General features: G+C 68.9%; 13 protein-coding genes. 4 read left to right on the top strand and 9 right to left on the bottom strand.

The features are described 5' to 3' along the window. Nucleotides 1–328: 328 nt before the first annotated feature. The 3 genes from O3W51_RS29050 to thyX form a co-directional block, all read right to left on the bottom strand. Nucleotides 329–2,014 (bottom strand): ribonuclease J, encoded by a 1,686-nt coding sequence (locus O3W51_RS29050; protein WP_138357431.1) that lies wholly within the window; start codon nt 2,012–2,014, stop codon nt 329–331. A gap of 157 nt (nt 2,015–2,171) precedes the next feature. After that, entirely contained in the window at nt 2,172–3,071 is a 900-nt protein-coding gene (dapA, locus tag O3W51_RS29045) for a 4-hydroxy-tetrahydrodipicolinate synthase (protein WP_138357430.1), read from the bottom strand. A 173-nt stretch (nt 3,072–3,244) separates the two neighbouring features. Next, nucleotides 3,245–3,982 carry an FAD-dependent thymidylate synthase gene (gene thyX, locus O3W51_RS29040; protein ID WP_138357429.1) on the bottom strand — a complete coding sequence of 246 codons (738 nt, stop codon included), beginning with the start codon at nt 3,980–3,982 and terminating at the stop codon, nt 3,245–3,247. A gap of 157 nt (nt 3,983–4,139) precedes the next feature. On the opposite strand from thyX, the gene O3W51_RS29035 reads away from it, so the two are divergent. Both O3W51_RS29035 and O3W51_RS29030 read left to right on the top strand, forming a co-directional pair. After that, nucleotides 4,140–4,382: a hypothetical protein gene (locus O3W51_RS29035; RefSeq protein WP_138357428.1), complete on the top strand. Its 243-nt coding sequence runs from the start codon at nt 4,140–4,142 to the stop codon at nt 4,380–4,382. 73 nt (nt 4,383–4,455) lie between these two features. Beyond that, nucleotides 4,456–5,001: a hypothetical protein gene (locus O3W51_RS29030; RefSeq protein WP_138357427.1), complete on the top strand. Its 546-nt coding sequence runs from the start codon at nt 4,456–4,458 to the stop codon at nt 4,999–5,001. Nucleotides 5,002–5,032: 31 nt separating this feature from the next. Here O3W51_RS29030 and O3W51_RS29025 read toward each other — a convergent pair whose 3' ends face one another. From O3W51_RS29025 to eccD, 6 genes are all read right to left on the bottom strand, one after another. Continuing rightward, nucleotides 5,033–5,488, bottom strand: coding sequence for a tetratricopeptide repeat protein (locus O3W51_RS29025; RefSeq protein ID WP_138357426.1), 456 nt, complete (start codon nt 5,486–5,488; stop codon nt 5,033–5,035). 5 nt (nt 5,489–5,493) lie between these two features. Continuing rightward, nucleotides 5,494–6,264, bottom strand: a complete 771-nt coding sequence (gene dapB, locus O3W51_RS29020; protein WP_138357425.1) for a 4-hydroxy-tetrahydrodipicolinate reductase — start codon at nt 6,262–6,264, stop codon at nt 5,494–5,496. 77 nt (nt 6,265–6,341) lie between these two features. Continuing rightward, nucleotides 6,342–7,718 (bottom strand): M16 family metallopeptidase, encoded by a 1,377-nt coding sequence (locus tag O3W51_RS29015; RefSeq protein WP_164298664.1) that lies wholly within the window; start codon nt 7,716–7,718, stop codon nt 6,342–6,344. Next, nucleotides 7,715–9,931, bottom strand: coding sequence for a polyribonucleotide nucleotidyltransferase (locus tag O3W51_RS29010; RefSeq protein WP_138357423.1), 2,217 nt, complete (start codon nt 9,929–9,931; stop codon nt 7,715–7,717). Before O3W51_RS29010 ends, O3W51_RS29015 begins: the two co-directional genes overlap by 4 nt. Before the next feature lie 267 nt (nt 9,932–10,198). Further along, nucleotides 10,199–10,486: a 30S ribosomal protein S15 gene (gene rpsO, locus O3W51_RS29005; RefSeq protein ID WP_138357422.1), complete on the bottom strand. Its 288-nt coding sequence runs from the start codon at nt 10,484–10,486 to the stop codon at nt 10,199–10,201. A gap of 164 nt (nt 10,487–10,650) precedes the next feature. Next, nucleotides 10,651–12,123 carry a type VII secretion integral membrane protein EccD gene (gene eccD, locus O3W51_RS29000; RefSeq protein WP_138357421.1) on the bottom strand — a complete coding sequence of 491 codons (1,473 nt, stop codon included), beginning with the start codon at nt 12,121–12,123 and terminating at the stop codon, nt 10,651–10,653. Nucleotides 12,124–12,293: 170 nt separating this feature from the next. On the opposite strand from eccD, the gene eccCa reads away from it, so the two are divergent. Both eccCa and O3W51_RS28990 read left to right on the top strand, forming a co-directional pair. Continuing rightward, nucleotides 12,294–16,271: a type VII secretion protein EccCa gene (eccCa, locus tag O3W51_RS28995; RefSeq protein WP_138357420.1), complete on the top strand. Its 3,978-nt coding sequence runs from the start codon at nt 12,294–12,296 to the stop codon at nt 16,269–16,271. Nucleotides 16,272–16,349: 78 nt separating this feature from the next. Beyond that, nucleotides 16,350–16,808 (top strand): type VII secretion target, encoded by a 459-nt coding sequence (locus O3W51_RS28990; RefSeq protein WP_138357419.1) that lies wholly within the window; start codon nt 16,350–16,352, stop codon nt 16,806–16,808. Nucleotides 16,809–16,811: the final 3 nt, after the last annotated feature.

The following is a 16,811-nucleotide window of genomic DNA, read 5'->3' as shown; positions in this document are numbered from 1 at the left end:
ACGGACGCTTCCTTTGGTGCCGTCACCGGCGCCCTCCGGGCTTCCCTTCGTGTTTCCGACTCTATCAGACGCTTTCACGCCCGATTCCCGGTCAGCGGGAGTACTGCAGATCCTGCATTGTGTTGCTCTAGCGTTTCTGCCTTTCGGCTTTCCCGCTGCACCCGACTTTACCAGAAGGTTTCTGTCGGATTTCCCAGCCAATTCGAGTCTGCTCTGGAAACACACGTTTCCGCGGCACTCGTCGAGGCGGTTGTGACAACGTACTGGAGCGGGGCACCCGGATGCAAATCGGTTGCCCCGCTCCGGTGACTGTGCATCAGGTCTGTGCTCAGACCTCGACGACGACCGGAAGGATCATGGGCCGGCGGCGGTAGGTGTCGGACACCCACTTGCCGATCGCACGGCGGATGAGCTGCTGCAACTGCCGTACTTCCACGACGCCGTCGGAGGCCGACCTGGCCATCGCTTCCTCGATCTTCGGGATGACCGCGGAGAACGCCTCGTCGTCGATCCCGGAGCCCCGGGCATGGATGTACGGCCCGCCGACGAGCTTGCCGGTGTTGCTGTCCATGACGACGGTCACGGAGACGATGCCCTCTTCGCCGAGGATCCGGCGGTCCTTGAGGGAGGACTCGGTGACATCGCCGACCGAGAGGCCGTCGACGTACACATAGCCGGCCTGCACCTTGCCCGCGATCTTGGCGACACCGTCGATGAGGTCGACGACGACGCCGTCCTCGGCGATGACGCAGCGGCTCTTGGGAATACCGGTGAGCTGTCCCAGCTCGGCGTTGGCGCGCAGGTGGCGCCATTCGCCGTGGACCGGCATCAGGTTCTTCGGCTTGCAGATGTTGTAGAAGTACAACAGCTCGCCGGCCGAGGCGTGGCCCGAGACGTGGACCTTGGCGTTGCCCTTGTGGACGACGTTGGCGCCCCAGCGGGTCAGACCGTTGATGACGCGGTAGATCGCGGTCTCGTTGCCCGGGATGAGCGACGAGGCCAGGACGACGGTGTCGCCCTCGACGATCCGGATCTGGTGGTCGCGGTTGGCCATCCGGGACAGGGCGGCCATCGGCTCGCCCTGCGAGCCCGTGCAGACCAGGACGACCTTGTTGTCCGGCAGGTCGTCGAGCTGCTTGACGTCCACGATCAGGCCCTGCGGCACCTTGAGGTAGCCGAGGTCACGGGCGATGCCCATGTTGCGGACCATGGAGCGGCCCACGAAGGCGACCTTGCGGCCGCGCTGCTGGGCGCAGTCCAGCACCTGCTGGATGCGGTGGATGTGGCTGGCGAAGCTCGCCAGGATGATCCGCTTCTCCGCCTTGGCGAAGACCTGCTCCAGCGCCTGCGAGATGTCGCGCTCCGGCGGGATGAAGCCGGGGACCTCCGCGTTGGTGGAGTCGGAGAGCAGCAGGTCGATGCCCTCGTCCGCCAGCCGCGCGAAGGCGTGCAGGTCGGTCAGCCGGCCGTCGAGCGGCAGCTGGTCCATCTTGAAGTCGCCGGTGTGCACGACCATGCCCGCGGGGGTGCGGATGGCGACCGCGAGGGCGTCCGGGATGGAGTGGTTGACCGCGATGAACTCGCAGTCGAAGGGGCCGATGCGCTCGCGCTGGCCTTCGGCCACTTCGAGGATGTACGGCCGGATGCGGTGTTCCTGGAGCTTCGCCTCGATGAACGCGATCGTCAGCTTGGAGCCGATCAGCGGGATGTCGTCCCGCTCGCGGAGCAGGAACGGGACGGCGCCGATGTGGTCCTCGTGGCCGTGGGTCAGCACGATGCCGACGATGTCGTCCAGGCGGTCCCGGATCGACGAGAAGTCGGGCAGGATCAGGTCGATACCGGGCTGCTCGTCCTCGGGGAAGAGCACTCCACAGTCGACGATCAGCAGCTTCCCGCCGAATTCGAAGACCGTCATGTTGCGGCCGATTTCGCCGAGGCCGCCGAGCGGTGTGATGCGCAGGCCGCCTTCGGGCAGTGCACGGGGCGGGCCGAGCTCGGGGTGCGGGTGGCTCAAAGTTTCTCCTCACCACGCGCGCCGGGGTCCCGTGTGGACCGCTGGTGCGCGTGACATTGCGTTGTGTCGTCGGTTTGCGTGTACGTGCGTATTCAGTTGTGAAGTCTGTGGTGGTGAAGTCTGCGACCCGCGAGCCCGGGGCTGCGGAAGTCTGTGACTACAGGTGTACCCCGCCTGCGGCGAGATCCTGCTTCAGCTGCTCCGTCTCGCTCCCGGACAGCTCCACGAGCGGCAGCCGCAGCGGCCCCGCGGGAAGTCCCAGGAGTTCGAGGGCGGCCTTGGTGGTCATGACGCCCTGTGTCCTGAACATGCCCGTGAAAATGGGCAGCAGGCGCTGGTGGATCTCGATGGCCTTGGCGGTGTCTCCGGCCAGGTGGGCCTGGAGCAGTGCGCGCAGCTCGGGTGAGACGACATGGCCGACGACGGAGACGAAGCCGACCGCGCCGATCGAGAGCAGCGGCAGGTTGAGCATGTCGTCGCCGGAGTACCAGGCGAGTCCGCTGCGGGCGATGGCCCAGCTCGCCGCGCCGAGGTCGCCCTTGGCGTCCTTGTTGGCGACGATGCGGGGGTGCTCGGCCAGCCGGACGAGGGTCTCCGTGTCGATCGGGACACCGCTGCGGCCGGGGATGTCGTAGAGCATCACCGGCAGGCCGGTGGCATCGGCGATGACCGTGAAGTTCTGGTACAGCCCCTCCTGGGAGGGCTTGCTGTAGTACGGCGTCACGGTGAGCAGGCCGTGCGCGCCGGCCTGCTCGGCCTGGCGCGCGAGCTCGACGCTGTGCCGGGTGTCGTTGGTGCCGACTCCGGCGATGACGAAGGCGCGGTCCCCCACGGCTTCCAGGACGGCCCGTACGAGCTGCCCTTTCTCCACGTTGCTGGTGGTCGGCGACTCGCCGGTGGTGCCGTTGACGACCAGGCCGTCATTGCCTGCGTCGACCAGGTGGGCGGCCAGTCGCTGTGCGCCGTCGAGGTCGAGCGCGCCGTCCGCGGTGAACGGCGTGACCATTGCGGTCAGGACCCGCCCGAAGGGGGTCGTCGGTGTGGAGGTCGGAGCCATGGGTCCAACGCTACTCGTTGTATGTCGGCGCGTGTCGCCTCGGGACCTGCGGAAAGGACTCCGGCGGTGCCTGCTCGGGGGTCCAAGCACTGCCGGAGTCCGTTTCAGCAGCCTAGATGAACTTCGCGAATGCCTGCAATCGGAACACTTCGGACAAATGGCTGTGACGAGCGCTACGGAGCGATACGCCCGTTGCCGTTGAAGGCCGCGTGGGTCAGCGGCATGAGCTTCGCCCACTCGGCTTCCATCTTCTCGCCGACCATCTCGATCTCCCGCTGCGGGAAGGACGGAACGGCCGCCAGCTCGTGCTGCGTACGGAGTCCGAGGAAGTGCATGAGCGAGCGCGCGTTGCAAGTCGCGTACATCGACGAGAACAGCCCCACCGGGAGGACCGCACGGGCCACCTCACGGGCGATGCCGGCGGCCAGCATCTCCTGGTACGCCTCGTACGCCTGGCGGTACGAGGCCTCCATGGCCTCGGTCGTCGCCCGGTGCTGGGCGTCCGTACCGTCCACGAACTCGTACTTGCCCGGACGGCCCTGCTGGACGAGCTTCCGCTCCTGCGCGGGAACGTAGAACACCGGCTGCAGCTCGCGGTAGCGGCCGGACTCCTCGTTGTACGACCAACCGACGCGGTGCCGCATGAACTCGCGGAAGACGAAGATCGGGGCGCTGATGAAGAACGTCATCGAATTGTGCTCGAACGGGCTGCCGTGCCGGTCGCGCATCAAGTAGTTGATCAGGCCCTTGGACCGCTCGGGGTCCTTGGTCAGCTCTTCCAGGGACTGCTCTCCCGCGGTGGACACGCGCGCCGCCCACAGCACGTCCGAGTCCGCGGCGCTGTGCTTGACCAGGTCGACGGTTACCTCACCGCGGAACTGGACGGCGGTCTCGGTGGAGGTGTCGCTCACCGTGGGTCCTTCCTGTCGTCTCAAGGGGCGCGCCCAGCCTAGACGCTGGCGCTGACAGCCCTGGTCATCGCCACAAACCCCACCCCGCCCACCGAATGGCGGACGAGGGTTGTTAGATTGGGAGACTTCCAGCAATTCGGACACAGGAGTGTGCTGCATGTTCCGCCGGGGAGAGCCTGTTCCGTTCGCCTTCATAGCCGAGGCGGAGAGCTTCCAGAGCAACGTCGCTCCTCCGCCCAGAACGCGACCGAGCAGGCTCCGGATCGCGGGACGCGCACTGGGAACGGTGCTGGTGCTCGCCGGACTGGTCGCCGCCGCGCTGCTCGGCGCTCCCGCGCTCGATCCGCACCAGCAGGGCTCGGTCGGCTCGCAACACGAAGAGGCGGCCCGGACGCCCTGAGCTGGTCACCGCGTCGGACGGCAGATAACCTCACCGGTCAGAGCCCCACCTCTGCCGGTAAAGGACCACGCACGTGCCCCTGCCTTTCCTCGCCTCCGACAGCGTCCACGACCAGCGCGAGGCGCCCGCGGCGCTGCCGCACACCCCGCAGGACCGGTGGATGCGCCCGTACCGTCCCGGTCCGTGGCGGGTGGCTACGGCCGCGCTGCTGCTGGTGCTCTCCTCGTACGTGCTCTTCGCCGCGATGATCATCGCCGCCACGGGCGCGCTGCCCGGCGCCGGGCTCTGCCTGGGCGGGGGCGTCCTGGTGATCGTCAGCGCGCTGCGGCTGCTGCGGGTCGGGTTCTGGGTCAGCGGACGCGGGCTGCGGCAGTCCGGGCTCTTCTACACGATCACCGTGCCGTGGGACGGCGTCGGCAGTGTGCGCACCGTGCAGCAGCCGGTGAAGGTGCTGGGGCTGCCGCGCACCGTCCAGGGGCAGGCGCTCGTCGTCACCCGCCGGAACGGCCAGGCGCTGCGGCCGCTGATGACCGACCACAACGCCGACTTCCTCGGGCGCACCGAGGCGTTCGACATGGCGGCCGACGCCATAGAGGGCTGGGCCACCGAACTCCGCTGACGCCCTTCCACGGGCAGCCCGGCGAACCGATTCAGCTCGTGCGTACCGGCTTGCCGTCGCGTAGCGCGATGGCGCGCTGCATGGCCTTGCGGGCCCGCGGGGTGTCGCGGGCGTCGAAGTAGGCGATGGCGAGCCGGAACCAGCTGCGCCAGTCGTCCGGGGAAGCTTCCGTCTCGGCCTGGCGCTTCGCGAAGACCGCGTCGGCCGAGTCACGGTCGATCCGGCCGCTGGGGGTGCGGACGAGCTCGTCGACGGGGAGGCCGCCCTCGGCGTCCAGTTCCCGGGAGAGCCGGTTCGCGTGCCGGGCGAACTGGGTGGTCTGCCACAGGAACCAGGCCCCGATGAACGGCAGCACCAGGACGGCGATGCCGAAGGGCACGGTGATCCACGTGCCCTCCTCCAGGAGCAGCACACCCCGGCTGCCGACCAGGACGAAGTAGCAGACCAGCGCCCCGGCCAGGACGAAGTAGGTCACTTTGGCGCGCACGGCGATCAGTCCTGGTCCAGGCTGTGTTCATCGGCAAGGAAGTGCTCGAGGCCGAAGGTCAGGCCCGGGGTTCCGGTGACCTTCCGGGCGGCGAGCAGGATGCCCGGCATGAAACTGCTGTGGTGCAGCGAGTCGTGCCGGATCGTGAGGGTCTCGCCCGTGTCGCCGAACAGGACTTCCTGGTGGGCGAGCAGGCCGCGCAGCCGCACCGAGTGCACCGGCACCCCGTCGACGTCCGCGCCGCGCGCGCCGTCCAGGCCGTGCGTGGTCGGGTCCTGCTGGCGCGGCATCCCGGCCTTGTCGCGGGCGGCCGCGATGAGCTGGGCGGTCCGGGTGGCGGTGCCGCTGGGGGCGTCCGCCTTCTTGTTGTGGTGCAGTTCGATGACCTCGACGGTCTCGAACCAGCGGGCCGCCTGCTGCGCGAAGCGCATCGTCAGGACCGCGCCGATGGAGAAGTTCGGGGCGATGAGCACTCCGGTGGCCGGGGACTCCGCCAGCCAGCCGTTGAGCGCCATCAGACGCTCCTCGGTCCAGCCGGTGGTTCCCACGACGCCGTGGATGCCGTTGCGGACGCAGAACTCCAGGTTCGTCATGACGGCGTCCGGGTGCGTCAGCTCGACGGCGACCTGCGCGCCGGCGTCGGTGAGCGCCGTCAGCGGGTCGTTCCTACCGAGCGCGGCGACCAGTTCCAGGTCGTCGGCCGCCTCGACGGCCCGCACGGCCTCGGAGCCGATCCGGCCGGTGGCGCCGATGACGGCCACACGGAGCTTGCTCATGCTGATCCGTTCCTCCGGTTGTGCGCCGCGGTCGCGTGCTGCGACCGCGGCGCGGGGTACGACCCGTCGCGCGTGGGTTACGCGACCGATTCGTGCAGACGCGAGGCCTGCTTGTCCTTCAGCGGGCCGATGACGGCCAGCGAGGGACGCTGTCCCAGTACATCGCGGGCGACCGCGCGCACGTCGTCCGGGGTGACGGCGGCGATGCGCTCCAGCATCGAGTCCACCGACATCTGCTCGCCCCAGCACAGCTCGCTCTTGCCGAGGCGGTTCATCAGCGCCCCGGTGTCCTCCAGGCCCAGCACCGTCGAGCCGGACAGCTGGCCGATGGCGCGCTGCAGCTCCTCGTCGGTCAGACCGTGCTCGGACACGTTGTTGAGCTCGTCGCGGCAGATCTTGAGCACCTCGGGGACCCGGCGCGGCTGGCAACCGGCGTAGACGCCGAACAGCCCGCAGTCCGCGAACGACGAGGTGTACGAGTACACCGAGTACGCCAGGCCGCGCTTCTCGCGGACCTCCTGGAACAGCCGTGAGCTCATGCCGCCGCCCAGCGCGGTGTTGAGCACGCCGAGCGCCCAGCGGCGCTCGTCGGTACGGGCCAGGCCCGGCATGCCGAGCACGACGTGCGCCTGCTCGGTCCTGCGGTCCAGCAGCTCGACGCGGCCGGCGGTGCGCAGCGTGCGGGCGCCGGAGCGCGGGTCCATCGGGACGGCGTCGGTGTCGCGCAGGGAGCCGGCGTTCTCGAACGCCTTGCGGACCTGACGGACGACCGTGGCGTGGTCGACGTTCCCGGCCGCGGCGACGACGAGGTGCGTCGGGTCGTAGTGCCGCTTGTAGAAGCGGGCGACCTGGTCGCGGGTGAGGGCGTTGATGGTCTCGACGGTGCCGAGGACCGGGCGGCCCAGCGGGGAGTCACCGAGCATCGCCGTGGTGAACAGGTCGTGGACCTGGTCGCCCGGATCGTCCTCGGTCATCGCGATCTCCTCGAGGACGACGCCGCGCTCGGCGTCGATGTCCTCCTGGCGGATCAGCGAGCCGGTGAGCATGTCGCACACCACGTCGATGGCGAGCGGCAGGTCGTTGTCGAGGACACGTGCGTAGTAGCACGTGTACTCCTTGGCGGTGAACGCGTTCATCTCGCCGCCGACCGCGTCGATCACCGAGGAGATGTCGAGCGCGCTGCGCCGCTTGGTGCCCTTGAAGAGCAGGTGCTCCAGGTAATGGGTGGCGCCGTTCAGCGCCGGGGTCTCGTCGCGGGAGCCGACGCCGACCCAGATGCCGAAGGTCGCGGAGCGGACCGTCGGCAGGGTCTCGGTGACGACGCGCAGACCGCCGGGGAGCACGGTCCTGCGCACGGTGCCGATGCCGTCGGTGCCGGGAATCAGGGTCTGTGTGCGGACGGCCCGCCCCTTGGTGGAGGGACGGGCCGTCACGACAGTGGTGCGAGAGGTCACGAGCCGGACTCGTCCTCGGGGTCGCCCGCTTCTTCACCCTCGATGACCGGGATCAGCGAGAGCTTGCCACGGGCGTCGATCTCGGCGATCTCGACCTGGACCTTGGAGCCCACGGCGAGGACGTCCTCGACGTTCTCGACGCGCTTGCCGCCGGCGAGCTTGCGGATCTGCGAGATGTGCAGCAGACCGTCCTTGCCCGGCATGAGCGAGACGAAGGCACCGAAGGTGGTGGTCTTCACGACGGTGCCGAGGTAGCGCTCGCCGACCTCGGGCATCGTCGGGTTGGCGATCTGGTTGATCACCGCGCGCGCGGCCTCGGCCTGGGAGCCTTCGGTCGCGCCGATGAGGACCGTGCCGTCATCCTCGATGGAGATGTCGGCGCCCGTGTCCTCCTGGATCTGGTTGATCATCTTGCCCTTGGGGCCGATGACCTCGCCGATCTTGTCCACGGGGATCTTGATGCTGATGATCCGCGGTGCGTTCGGGGACATCTCGTCCGGAACGTCGATCGCCTCGTTCATCACATCGAGGATGTGGAGGCGGGCGTCGCGAGCCTGCTTCAGCGCGGCGGCCAGGACCGAGGCGGGGATGCCGTCGAGCTTGGTGTCGAGCTGCAGCGCGGTGACGAAGGTCTTCGTACCGGCGACCTTGAAGTCCATGTCGCCGAACGCGTCTTCCGCACCGAGGATGTCGGTGAGGGCGACGTAGTGCGTCTTGCCGTCGATCTCCTCGGAGATCAGACCCATGGCGATACCGGCGACGGGGGCCTTGAGCGGCACACCGGCGTTCAGCAGCGACATGGTGGAGGCGCAGACCGAGCCCATGGACGTCGAGCCGTTGGAGCTCAGCGCCTCGGAGACCTGGCGGATCGCGTACGGGAAGTCCTCGCGGGACGGCAGCACGGGCAGGATCGCCCGCTCGGCCAGCGCGCCGTGACCGATCTCGCGGCGCTTCGGCGAACCGACGCGGCCCGTCTCACCGACGGAGTACGGCGGGAAGTTGTAGTTGTGCATGTAGCGCTTGCGCGTCTCGGGCGCCAGCGTGTCCATCTGCTGCTCCATGCGGAGCATGTTCAGCGTGGTGACACCCAGGATCTGGGTCTCGCCGCGCTCGAACAGGGCGGAACCGTGGACGCGCGGGATGGCCTCGACCTCGGCGGCCAGCGTACGGATGTCCGTCACGCCACGGCCGTCGATGCGGACCTTGTCCTTGATGACGCGCTCGCGGACCAGCTTCTTGGTCAGCGAACGGTACGCGGCGGAGATCTCCTTCTCGCGGCCTTCGAACTTCGGGAGAAGCTTCTCGGCGGCGATGGCCTTGACGCGGTCCAGCTCGGCCTCGCGGGCCTGCTTGCCGGGGATCGTCAGGGCCTGGGCGAGCTCACCGGTGACGGCCTCGGACAGGGCGGCGAAGACGTCGTCCTGGTAGTCGAGGTAGCGCGGGAACTCGGCGGTCGGCTTGGCGGCCTTGGCCGCCAGCTCGGACTGCGCCTTGCACAGGGCCTTGATGAAGGGCTTCGAGGCTTCGAGGCCGGCGGCCACGATCTCCTCGGTCGGCGCCTCGGCGCCACCCTCGACGAGCGCGATCGTGCGGGCGGTGGCCTCGGCCTCCACCATCATGATCGCGACGTCGCCGTCCTCGAGGGCGCGGCCGGCCACGACCATGTCGAAGACGGCGTCCTCGAGCTGGCTGTGACGCGGGAAGGCGACCCACTGGCCCTTGATCAGTGCGACGCGGACGCCGCCGATCGGGCCGGAGAAGGGGAGACCGGCGAGCTGCGTCGAGGCGGAGGCGGCGTTGATCGCGACCACGTCGTACAGGTCATCGGGGTTGAGCGCCATGATCGTGCAGACGACCTGGATCTCGTTGCGCAGGCCCTTGGCGAAGGACGGGCGCAGCGGGCGGTCGATCAGACGGCAGGTGAGGATCGCGTCCTCGGAGGGGCGCCCTTCGCGGCGGAAGAACGAACCGGGGATCCGGCCGGCCGCGTACATGCGCTCCTCGACGTCCACCGTGAGGGGGAAGAAGTCGAGGTTCTCCTTGGGGTGCTTCGAGGCACTGGTGGCCGACAGCACCATGGTGTCGTCGTCCAGGTAGGCCACGGCGGAGCCGGCGGCCTGACGGGCCAGACGGCCCGTCTCGAAGCGGATGGTGCGGGTGCCGAAGGAACCGTTGTCGATAACGGCCTCGGCGTAGTGGGTCTCGTTCTCCACTATGGGGATTCTCCTCATTCATGTCCCAGGGCGTATCCCGGGGACCTTCGGTGAGGGGAAGCGTCCCGCCAGGGGCCGGTCTTCGATCGAAGCCTTCGGGGAGTCCTGCTGCCCGGAGGCCACTACCGAGGACCGGCGTTCGTGGCTCATTAGGAGGACGCTCCTCCTCGTGTGTTACAGCGTGCTCACACCAGACTACAAAGAATCGCCGGTCGAGTACGCAAAGGGAGCGGCTCCCGGGTGGGAACCGCTCCCCCGCACAACGTCCTACTTGGCGCCGGCCGCACCGCGGCGGATGCCGAGGCGCTCGACCAGGGCGCGGAAGCGCGTGATGTCCTTCTTGGCCAGGTACTGCAGCAGACGGCGGCGCTGGCCGACGAGCAGCAGCAGACCACGGCGGGAGTGGTGGTCGTGCTTGTGCAGCTTGAGGTGCTCGGTGAGGTCCGAGATACGGCGCGAGAGCATCGCGACCTGCACCTCGGGGGAGCCCGTGTCGCCCTCCTTGGCACCGAACTCGGCGATGATCTGCTTCTTCGTCGCGGCGTCGAGCGGCATACGAACTCCTCAGGTGTTGGTTTGCCTCCGAGTGCCCCTGGACTGGAATCACAGGCGATCTTGGATAACTCTGGAGGCGAGGACGCGGGTTCTTACACACACATCCGTCAGCCAGGGTACCAGCCGCACGGGCGACGCTTCGCCGCGCGGGTCCGGGGGCCTATTCAGCCACTGGTCAGGCTGCGCACCGAGGTGTACACGTCGAGGACAGCCAGGCAGAGAGGAACAAGGGCCAGGAGGATGAATCCCTCGGCGAGGTCGAGGGTACGTCCCCAGAACGGCGAGACACCCTGGCGGGGGACGATCAGGGCGATCGCGGTGAGGAGTGCCGCACCCATCGCCACCGCGGCCGACAACCAGATCGTCCGCACATCGAGCGGCCCACGGTCACCCTGCAGCAGCTCCCGGACCACCCCGGCCGGCGGGTTGAGCGCCAGGCCCAGAATGAGCAGGGTCACGGCGCCGATCCCGGCGACCAGCAGACACACGACCTGCGCCGTGTAGCGGAAGAGACGGGCGCGCAGGAGAGTGGCGACGCCGACGGCCAGGGCGAGCAGCTGCGCCCACACGGAGTCCGAGAATCCGAGGACGGCCGCGGACCCCAGCACGACGGCGGAGCACCCGCCGACCAGGCCGAGCAGCATCTCGTGGCCGCGGCGTGCCTGCGCGGCGATAGGCCCGTAGTCGACCGGCTCCGTGGTGGGCCGCTCTCCGAAGCGCTCTACGGGCCGGCCCGGCCCTGCACTCTCCTGCGGGGAGCGGAACCCGATCGGCAGCCGGGCGAAACGAGCGGACCAGCCGGGGAGGAATCCGACCAGGGCGACCGCGGTCACCCCGGCGACCGCTGCGGCTTCCCTGGGAGCAGCGCCGGTCATGATCGTGCCAAAGGTCGTGAGGGTGCCGGCGGCGGCCGCCATGGCCGCGCCGACGAAGGGCGCGTCTCCGTACGGGAGCAGCGCGATCAGCAGGATCGCGGCGATGAGCACGGTGACGCAGCCGACGAGGAACTGAAGTCTGCCGGGGCCTTCACCCGATCGGGGCTCGATGATCCCGGAGCCCGCGATGAGCAGCATCGGCAGTCCGCCGAGACCGAGGGCCACGGCGGAGGCCCGGTCGTCGTACACCCGGGCCCGCACACCGGCCAGCGCCGTCAGCAGTACGCCCGAGGCGCCCGCGATGACGCCGGGCAGGCTGTGCATGTCGTGCCTGAGCGGGTCCGCGAACCACAGGACGAAGCCCGTCATCAGCAGCAGGACCACTCCGCCGCTCAGCCCGGCCGCCCGCATCAGGTCGTCGCTCCAGCTGTGGCGGTCGCGGTCCACAGCGGAAGCGATGGCGTCCACCACGTCGTCGTGGACGGCCGGCGGGAGCGAGTCCGCGAACGGGCGGAGACTGAGCAGCTCGCCGTCGAGGACGCGCTGGGCGGCGAGGGATAGCCCGCCGTCGAGGACGGACCCGTCACGGCGCGTGAGGTGGAACCCGGTGGGCTCTCCCGCCACCTGAGTCTGCCCCGACAGCGTGAGGAGCTCCGACCGCAGATCGGCCACGGGTACGTCGTCGGGCAGTGCCAGGTCGATCCTGCTGTCCGGCGCTACGACGGTGACGCGGCAGTAGCCTGTCGCTGCGGTCGTGATCACCTGGTGGATCCCCCTCGTCGGTGTCGTCTGCTGCGGTGCGCCACCCTATCGGGGCCGGTCAACTGGGCCGTGCGGCAGCACCACTAGGATCACTGACGCGCGGACAGCGGCCGCCGCCACGGGGGCGTCGGTGCGGAACCATCTGCTGCGCACGGGGGATTGATACATCGGTGAGCGTCGTCATCGTCAAACGACCGCCGAGGGCACTGCCGCCCGCGGTCCCGTCGGGAGAACTCCGTCTGGAACCGCCGCCGGAACTCCCCCGCGCCCAGGACCAGGGCCTGTTGATGAGTCTGTTGCCCATGCTCGGCATGGGTGGTTCCGCGGCCTACTTCTTCATGCCGGGTTCCCAGCCCATCATGAAGATCATGGGCGGGTTGATGCTCGCATCCACCGTCGTGATGGCGATCGCGCAGGCCGTCAAGATGCGGCAGGGCGTGGCCGGACACATGGCCGACGCACGCCGCGACTACCTCAAGTATCTCGCGCAGATGCGCAAGCAGGCGCGTCAGACCGCTGAGCAGCAGCGCGCCGCCCAGCTGTACACGCATCCGGCTCCCGACCAGTTGTGGGCTCTGTTGGGCGGAGCCGGTCCGCAACCGGTCGGCGGTGGCCAGGGTGCCCGGGTGTGGGAACGCCGTCCGGGCGATGAGGACTTCGGCCAGGTGCGTTTCGGGCTGGGTTCGCAGCAGCTGGCGACGCCCCTCGTCGCACCCGAGACGGCACCCGTCGACGAGCTGGAACCGCTCACGACGCACGCGATGGACAACTTCCTGCAACATCACGGGCAGGTCGAGGACCTTCCGCTGGCAGTCTCGATGCGGGCGTTCTCCGAGATCGGGCTGTCCGGTGACGCAACGACGGTCTACGGGACGGCACGCGCGGTGCTCGCCCAGCTGGCGTCGTTGCACACACCCGAGGACCTGGTGGTGGCCGTCGTCCGGTCCGCCGGATCCGCGCCGGAGTGGGAGTGGGCCAAGTGGCTCCCCCATGCGCAGCACCCCGCCCTCTCCGACGGCGCCGGATCGGTACGGCTGATCACCGACAGCGTGCTGGAACTGGAGGCGCTGCTGCACAGCACTCTGGAGGGGCGTCCGCGCTTCCAGCGCGACGCCCAGCCGTTGCTGGACCGGCCGCACATCGTCGTCGTCCTCGACGGCGCCACCGTCGTGCCGGGGTCCTCCCTGGCGCCGCCCGAGGGACTGCAGGGGGTCACCCTGATCAGGATCGCCCCGGGAGAGCCCGACGAGTCCCGCGGTGGCCTGTCCGTCGACGTGACCCCTTTCGAGATGCGGATCGATTCGGGAGGCGCGGTCTACAGCGGTACGGCCGATGTACTGGGACCGGTGGAGTCGGAATCCCTGGCCCGGCAGCTCGCGCCCTTGCGCATCGGAAGCGGCAGGGACGACGAACCGCTGCTGGCCAACCTGGACTTCACCGATCTGATGGGCATCGGCGAGGCGGCGGCGCTCGATGTGACTCGCAGCTGGCGGCCCCGCGCGCAGCACGACCGGCTACGGGTGCCGATCGGTGTCGGCGAGAACGGTGAGCCGGTGTTTCTCGACCTCAAGGAGGCCGCGCAGGAGGGCATGGGCCCGCACGGCCTGTGCGTCGGCGCGACCGGCTCCGGCAAATCGGAGCTGTTGCGCACCCTGGTACTCGGTCTTGCCGTCACGCACTCCTCGGAGACCCTGAACTTCGTACTCGCGGACTTCAAGGGTGGCGCGACATTCGCCGGCATGTCCGCCATGCCGCACGTCGCGGCCGTCATCACCAACCTCGCCGACGACCTGACACTCGTCGACCGCATGCGCGACTCCATCACCGGCGAACTGCAGCGGCGGCAGGAGCTGCTGCGCTCGTCCGGCAGCTTCGCGAACATCCACGACTACGAGAGGGCCCGTGCGGCGGGTGCCGCTCTGGAGCCGATCGCGTCGCTCGTGATCGTGATCGACGAGTTCAGCGAACTGCTCACGGCCAAGCCCGAGTTCATCGACATGTTCATCCAGATCGGGCGGATCGGTCGTTCCCTCGGAGTGCACCTGCTGCTGGCCTCGCAACGCCTCGAGGAGGGCAAGCTGCGGGGACTCGACACCTATCTCTCCTACCGGATCGGCCTGCGGACCTTCTCGGCGTCGGAGTCCCGGGCGGCGCTCGGCGTTCCGGACGCCTATCACCTGCCTTCGGTGCCGGGTTCCGGATACCTGAAGTTCGGGACCGAGACGATGCTGCGTTTCAAGGCCGCTTATGTGTCGGGGACACACCGCTCGGGCGGCGTCGTGGACGACGGCTCCCGACCCGCGGTACTGCGCAGACCGGCGGTGTTCACCGCGGCACCTGTCGCCGTCGCCAGCAGCACCACAAGTCCCGCGCACCCCGCCGTGCCCCCGCGTACGGATGACGCGCTGGCCGACACCGTGCTGGACGTTCTCGTCCGCCAGCTCGAAGGCCAGGGAACGGCGGCCCACCAGGTGTGGCTACCACCGCTCGGGGAGGCACCGCCTCTGGACCAGGTGATGGCCCCTCTGACGGTCTCGCCCGACCGCGGGCTCCGATCCGCCGACTCCGGTGCGAACGGCCGGCTCCGTGTGCCGCTCGGAGTCGTGGACAAGCCCTTCGAGCAGAGCCGTGACGCCTTCTGCCAGGACTACTCGGGAGCGGCCGGCCACGGCCTGGTGCTCGGTGGTCCCCGCAGCGGCAAGTCGACGTTGCTGCGTACGCTCGTCTCGTCCTTTGCCCTCACCCACACCCCCGACGAAGTGCAGTTCTACTGCCTCGACTTCGGCGGTGGCGCGCTGCGCGCGTTGGACGGTCTCGCGCACGTCGGCGGGGTCACCGGACGCCTGGAGCCGGACAAGGTGCGCCGCACGGTCGCGGAGGTCGCCGGCGTCCTCGCACGGCGCGAAGAACTCTTCCGCGTCCAAGGCATCGATACCATCGCCACCTACCGGCAGCGCCGGGCGGCGGGTCAGCTTCCGGGTGAGCCGTGGGGGGACGTCTTCCTCGTCATCGACGGTTGGGGAGCGTTCAAGCAGGACTACGACATGCTCGAGGGCGTCGTCACCGACCTGGCCGCCCGCGGCCTCGGTTACGGCGTACATGTCGTCATCTCCGCCTCCCGCTACATGGAGATACGGCCGGCTCTAAAGGACCAACTGCTCAACCGCATCGAACTGCGGCTCGGCGACACCATGGACTCGGAGTTCAACCGCAAGGCCGCGGCGAACGTCCCGGTCGGCGCTCCCGGCCGTGGCCTGACCCCCGACAGCCTGCACTTCCTGGCCGCGCTGCCCCGCATCGACGGGTCCTCGACGGCGCACGACCTGTCCGACGGAACGGCCGCTCTGGTGTCCGCGGTCAACAGTGCCTGGACCGGCGCCCCCGCGCCACGGGTACGCATGCTGCCGCACCAGCTGGCAGCCGAACAGCTGCCGAAGGGTCATGAGTATCCGGACCAGGGTGTCGCCTTCGCCATCGACGAGACCGCGCTGGCTCCGGTCTTCGTCAACTTCGACACCGATCCGTTCTTCGTCGCTTTCGGTGACAGCGAGTCCGGCAAGACCGCACTGCTGCGTCTGCTGATCAAGCAGATCTGCGAGCGCTACTCCCCCGACCAGGCGCGGATCGTCGTCGGTGACTACCGCCGCACCCTGCTGGGTGCGATCCCCGACGGCCATCTGCTCGAGTACGCGGCCACGCAGTCCGCCCTCGAACTGCACATGAACGAGATGGCCGGCCTTGTGCAGCGCCGCGCCCCCGGACCCGATGTCACCCCGCAGCAACTGCGCGACCGCAGCTGGTGGAGCGGGCCGCAGGTCTTCGTCGTCGTCGACGACTACGAACTGGTCGCCTCCAGTGGCGGCAATCCCATGGCCGTCCTCGCCGACACGCTGCCGTTCGCCCGCGATGCGGGTGTTCGCTTCATCATCGCCCGCAGTTCGGGCGGTGCCGGGCGCTCCATGTACGAGCCGTTCATCCAGCGCATCAAGGAACTCGGAGCCCAGGGCGTCGTCCTGTCCGGTGATCCGAACGAGGGCGATCTGCTCGGTAGCGTTCGTCCGCGGCAGTTCCCACCGGGACGAGGCGTGTTCGTGTCGCGCCGCCGGCGTACTCCGCTCGTCCAGCTGGGATGGCTTCCCGACCGCTGAATGATCCGCCAACGTTCCTGATCCGCACTCTCCGGCCCCGCGCGGGCGGAGAGGCCTGCCCACGGGGGGATAACGACGATGTCGAACTGGGATCGCACACTCAATCCGTTCCGCTACGACAAGAACGGCGACCTCACGGAATCCGCCAAGCAGCGCGATGCGGAGATGACCCTTGATCATGTCGCTCCGGAGAGCGGTGGCAGCACCGGTCAGGCCGGACCGGCGCTGAAGGTGACGCCTTCTGTGCTCCGTGAGAGAGCGGGCAAGGCCGAGATCGTCGCCGCCGACTTCGAAAAGGCGGACGACAGCGCGATGGGTCAGGGAAGCGCCACCGCGGGGAACACCGGCCAGATCGCGGCCGGGCTCCGGGGATTCCACTGTTCCAGCGCCTTCGCGGCCTTCCAGGAACGCTGGGGTCATCAGATGCGGTATGTGAAGACCACCCTTCTGCGAGACGTGGCGGGCGGCCTCCGCGCTGCCGCCAATGACCATCAGGACGCCGACACCGACGTGGCCAAGAAGTTGAAGAAGAAGTAACCA

Source organism: Streptomyces sp. H39-C1 (assembly GCF_027158125.1).
Lineage (GTDB): Bacteria > Actinomycetota > Actinomycetes > Streptomycetales > Streptomycetaceae > Actinacidiphila > Actinacidiphila fildesensis.
This window is presented reverse-complemented; position numbering and strand designations above follow the sequence as displayed.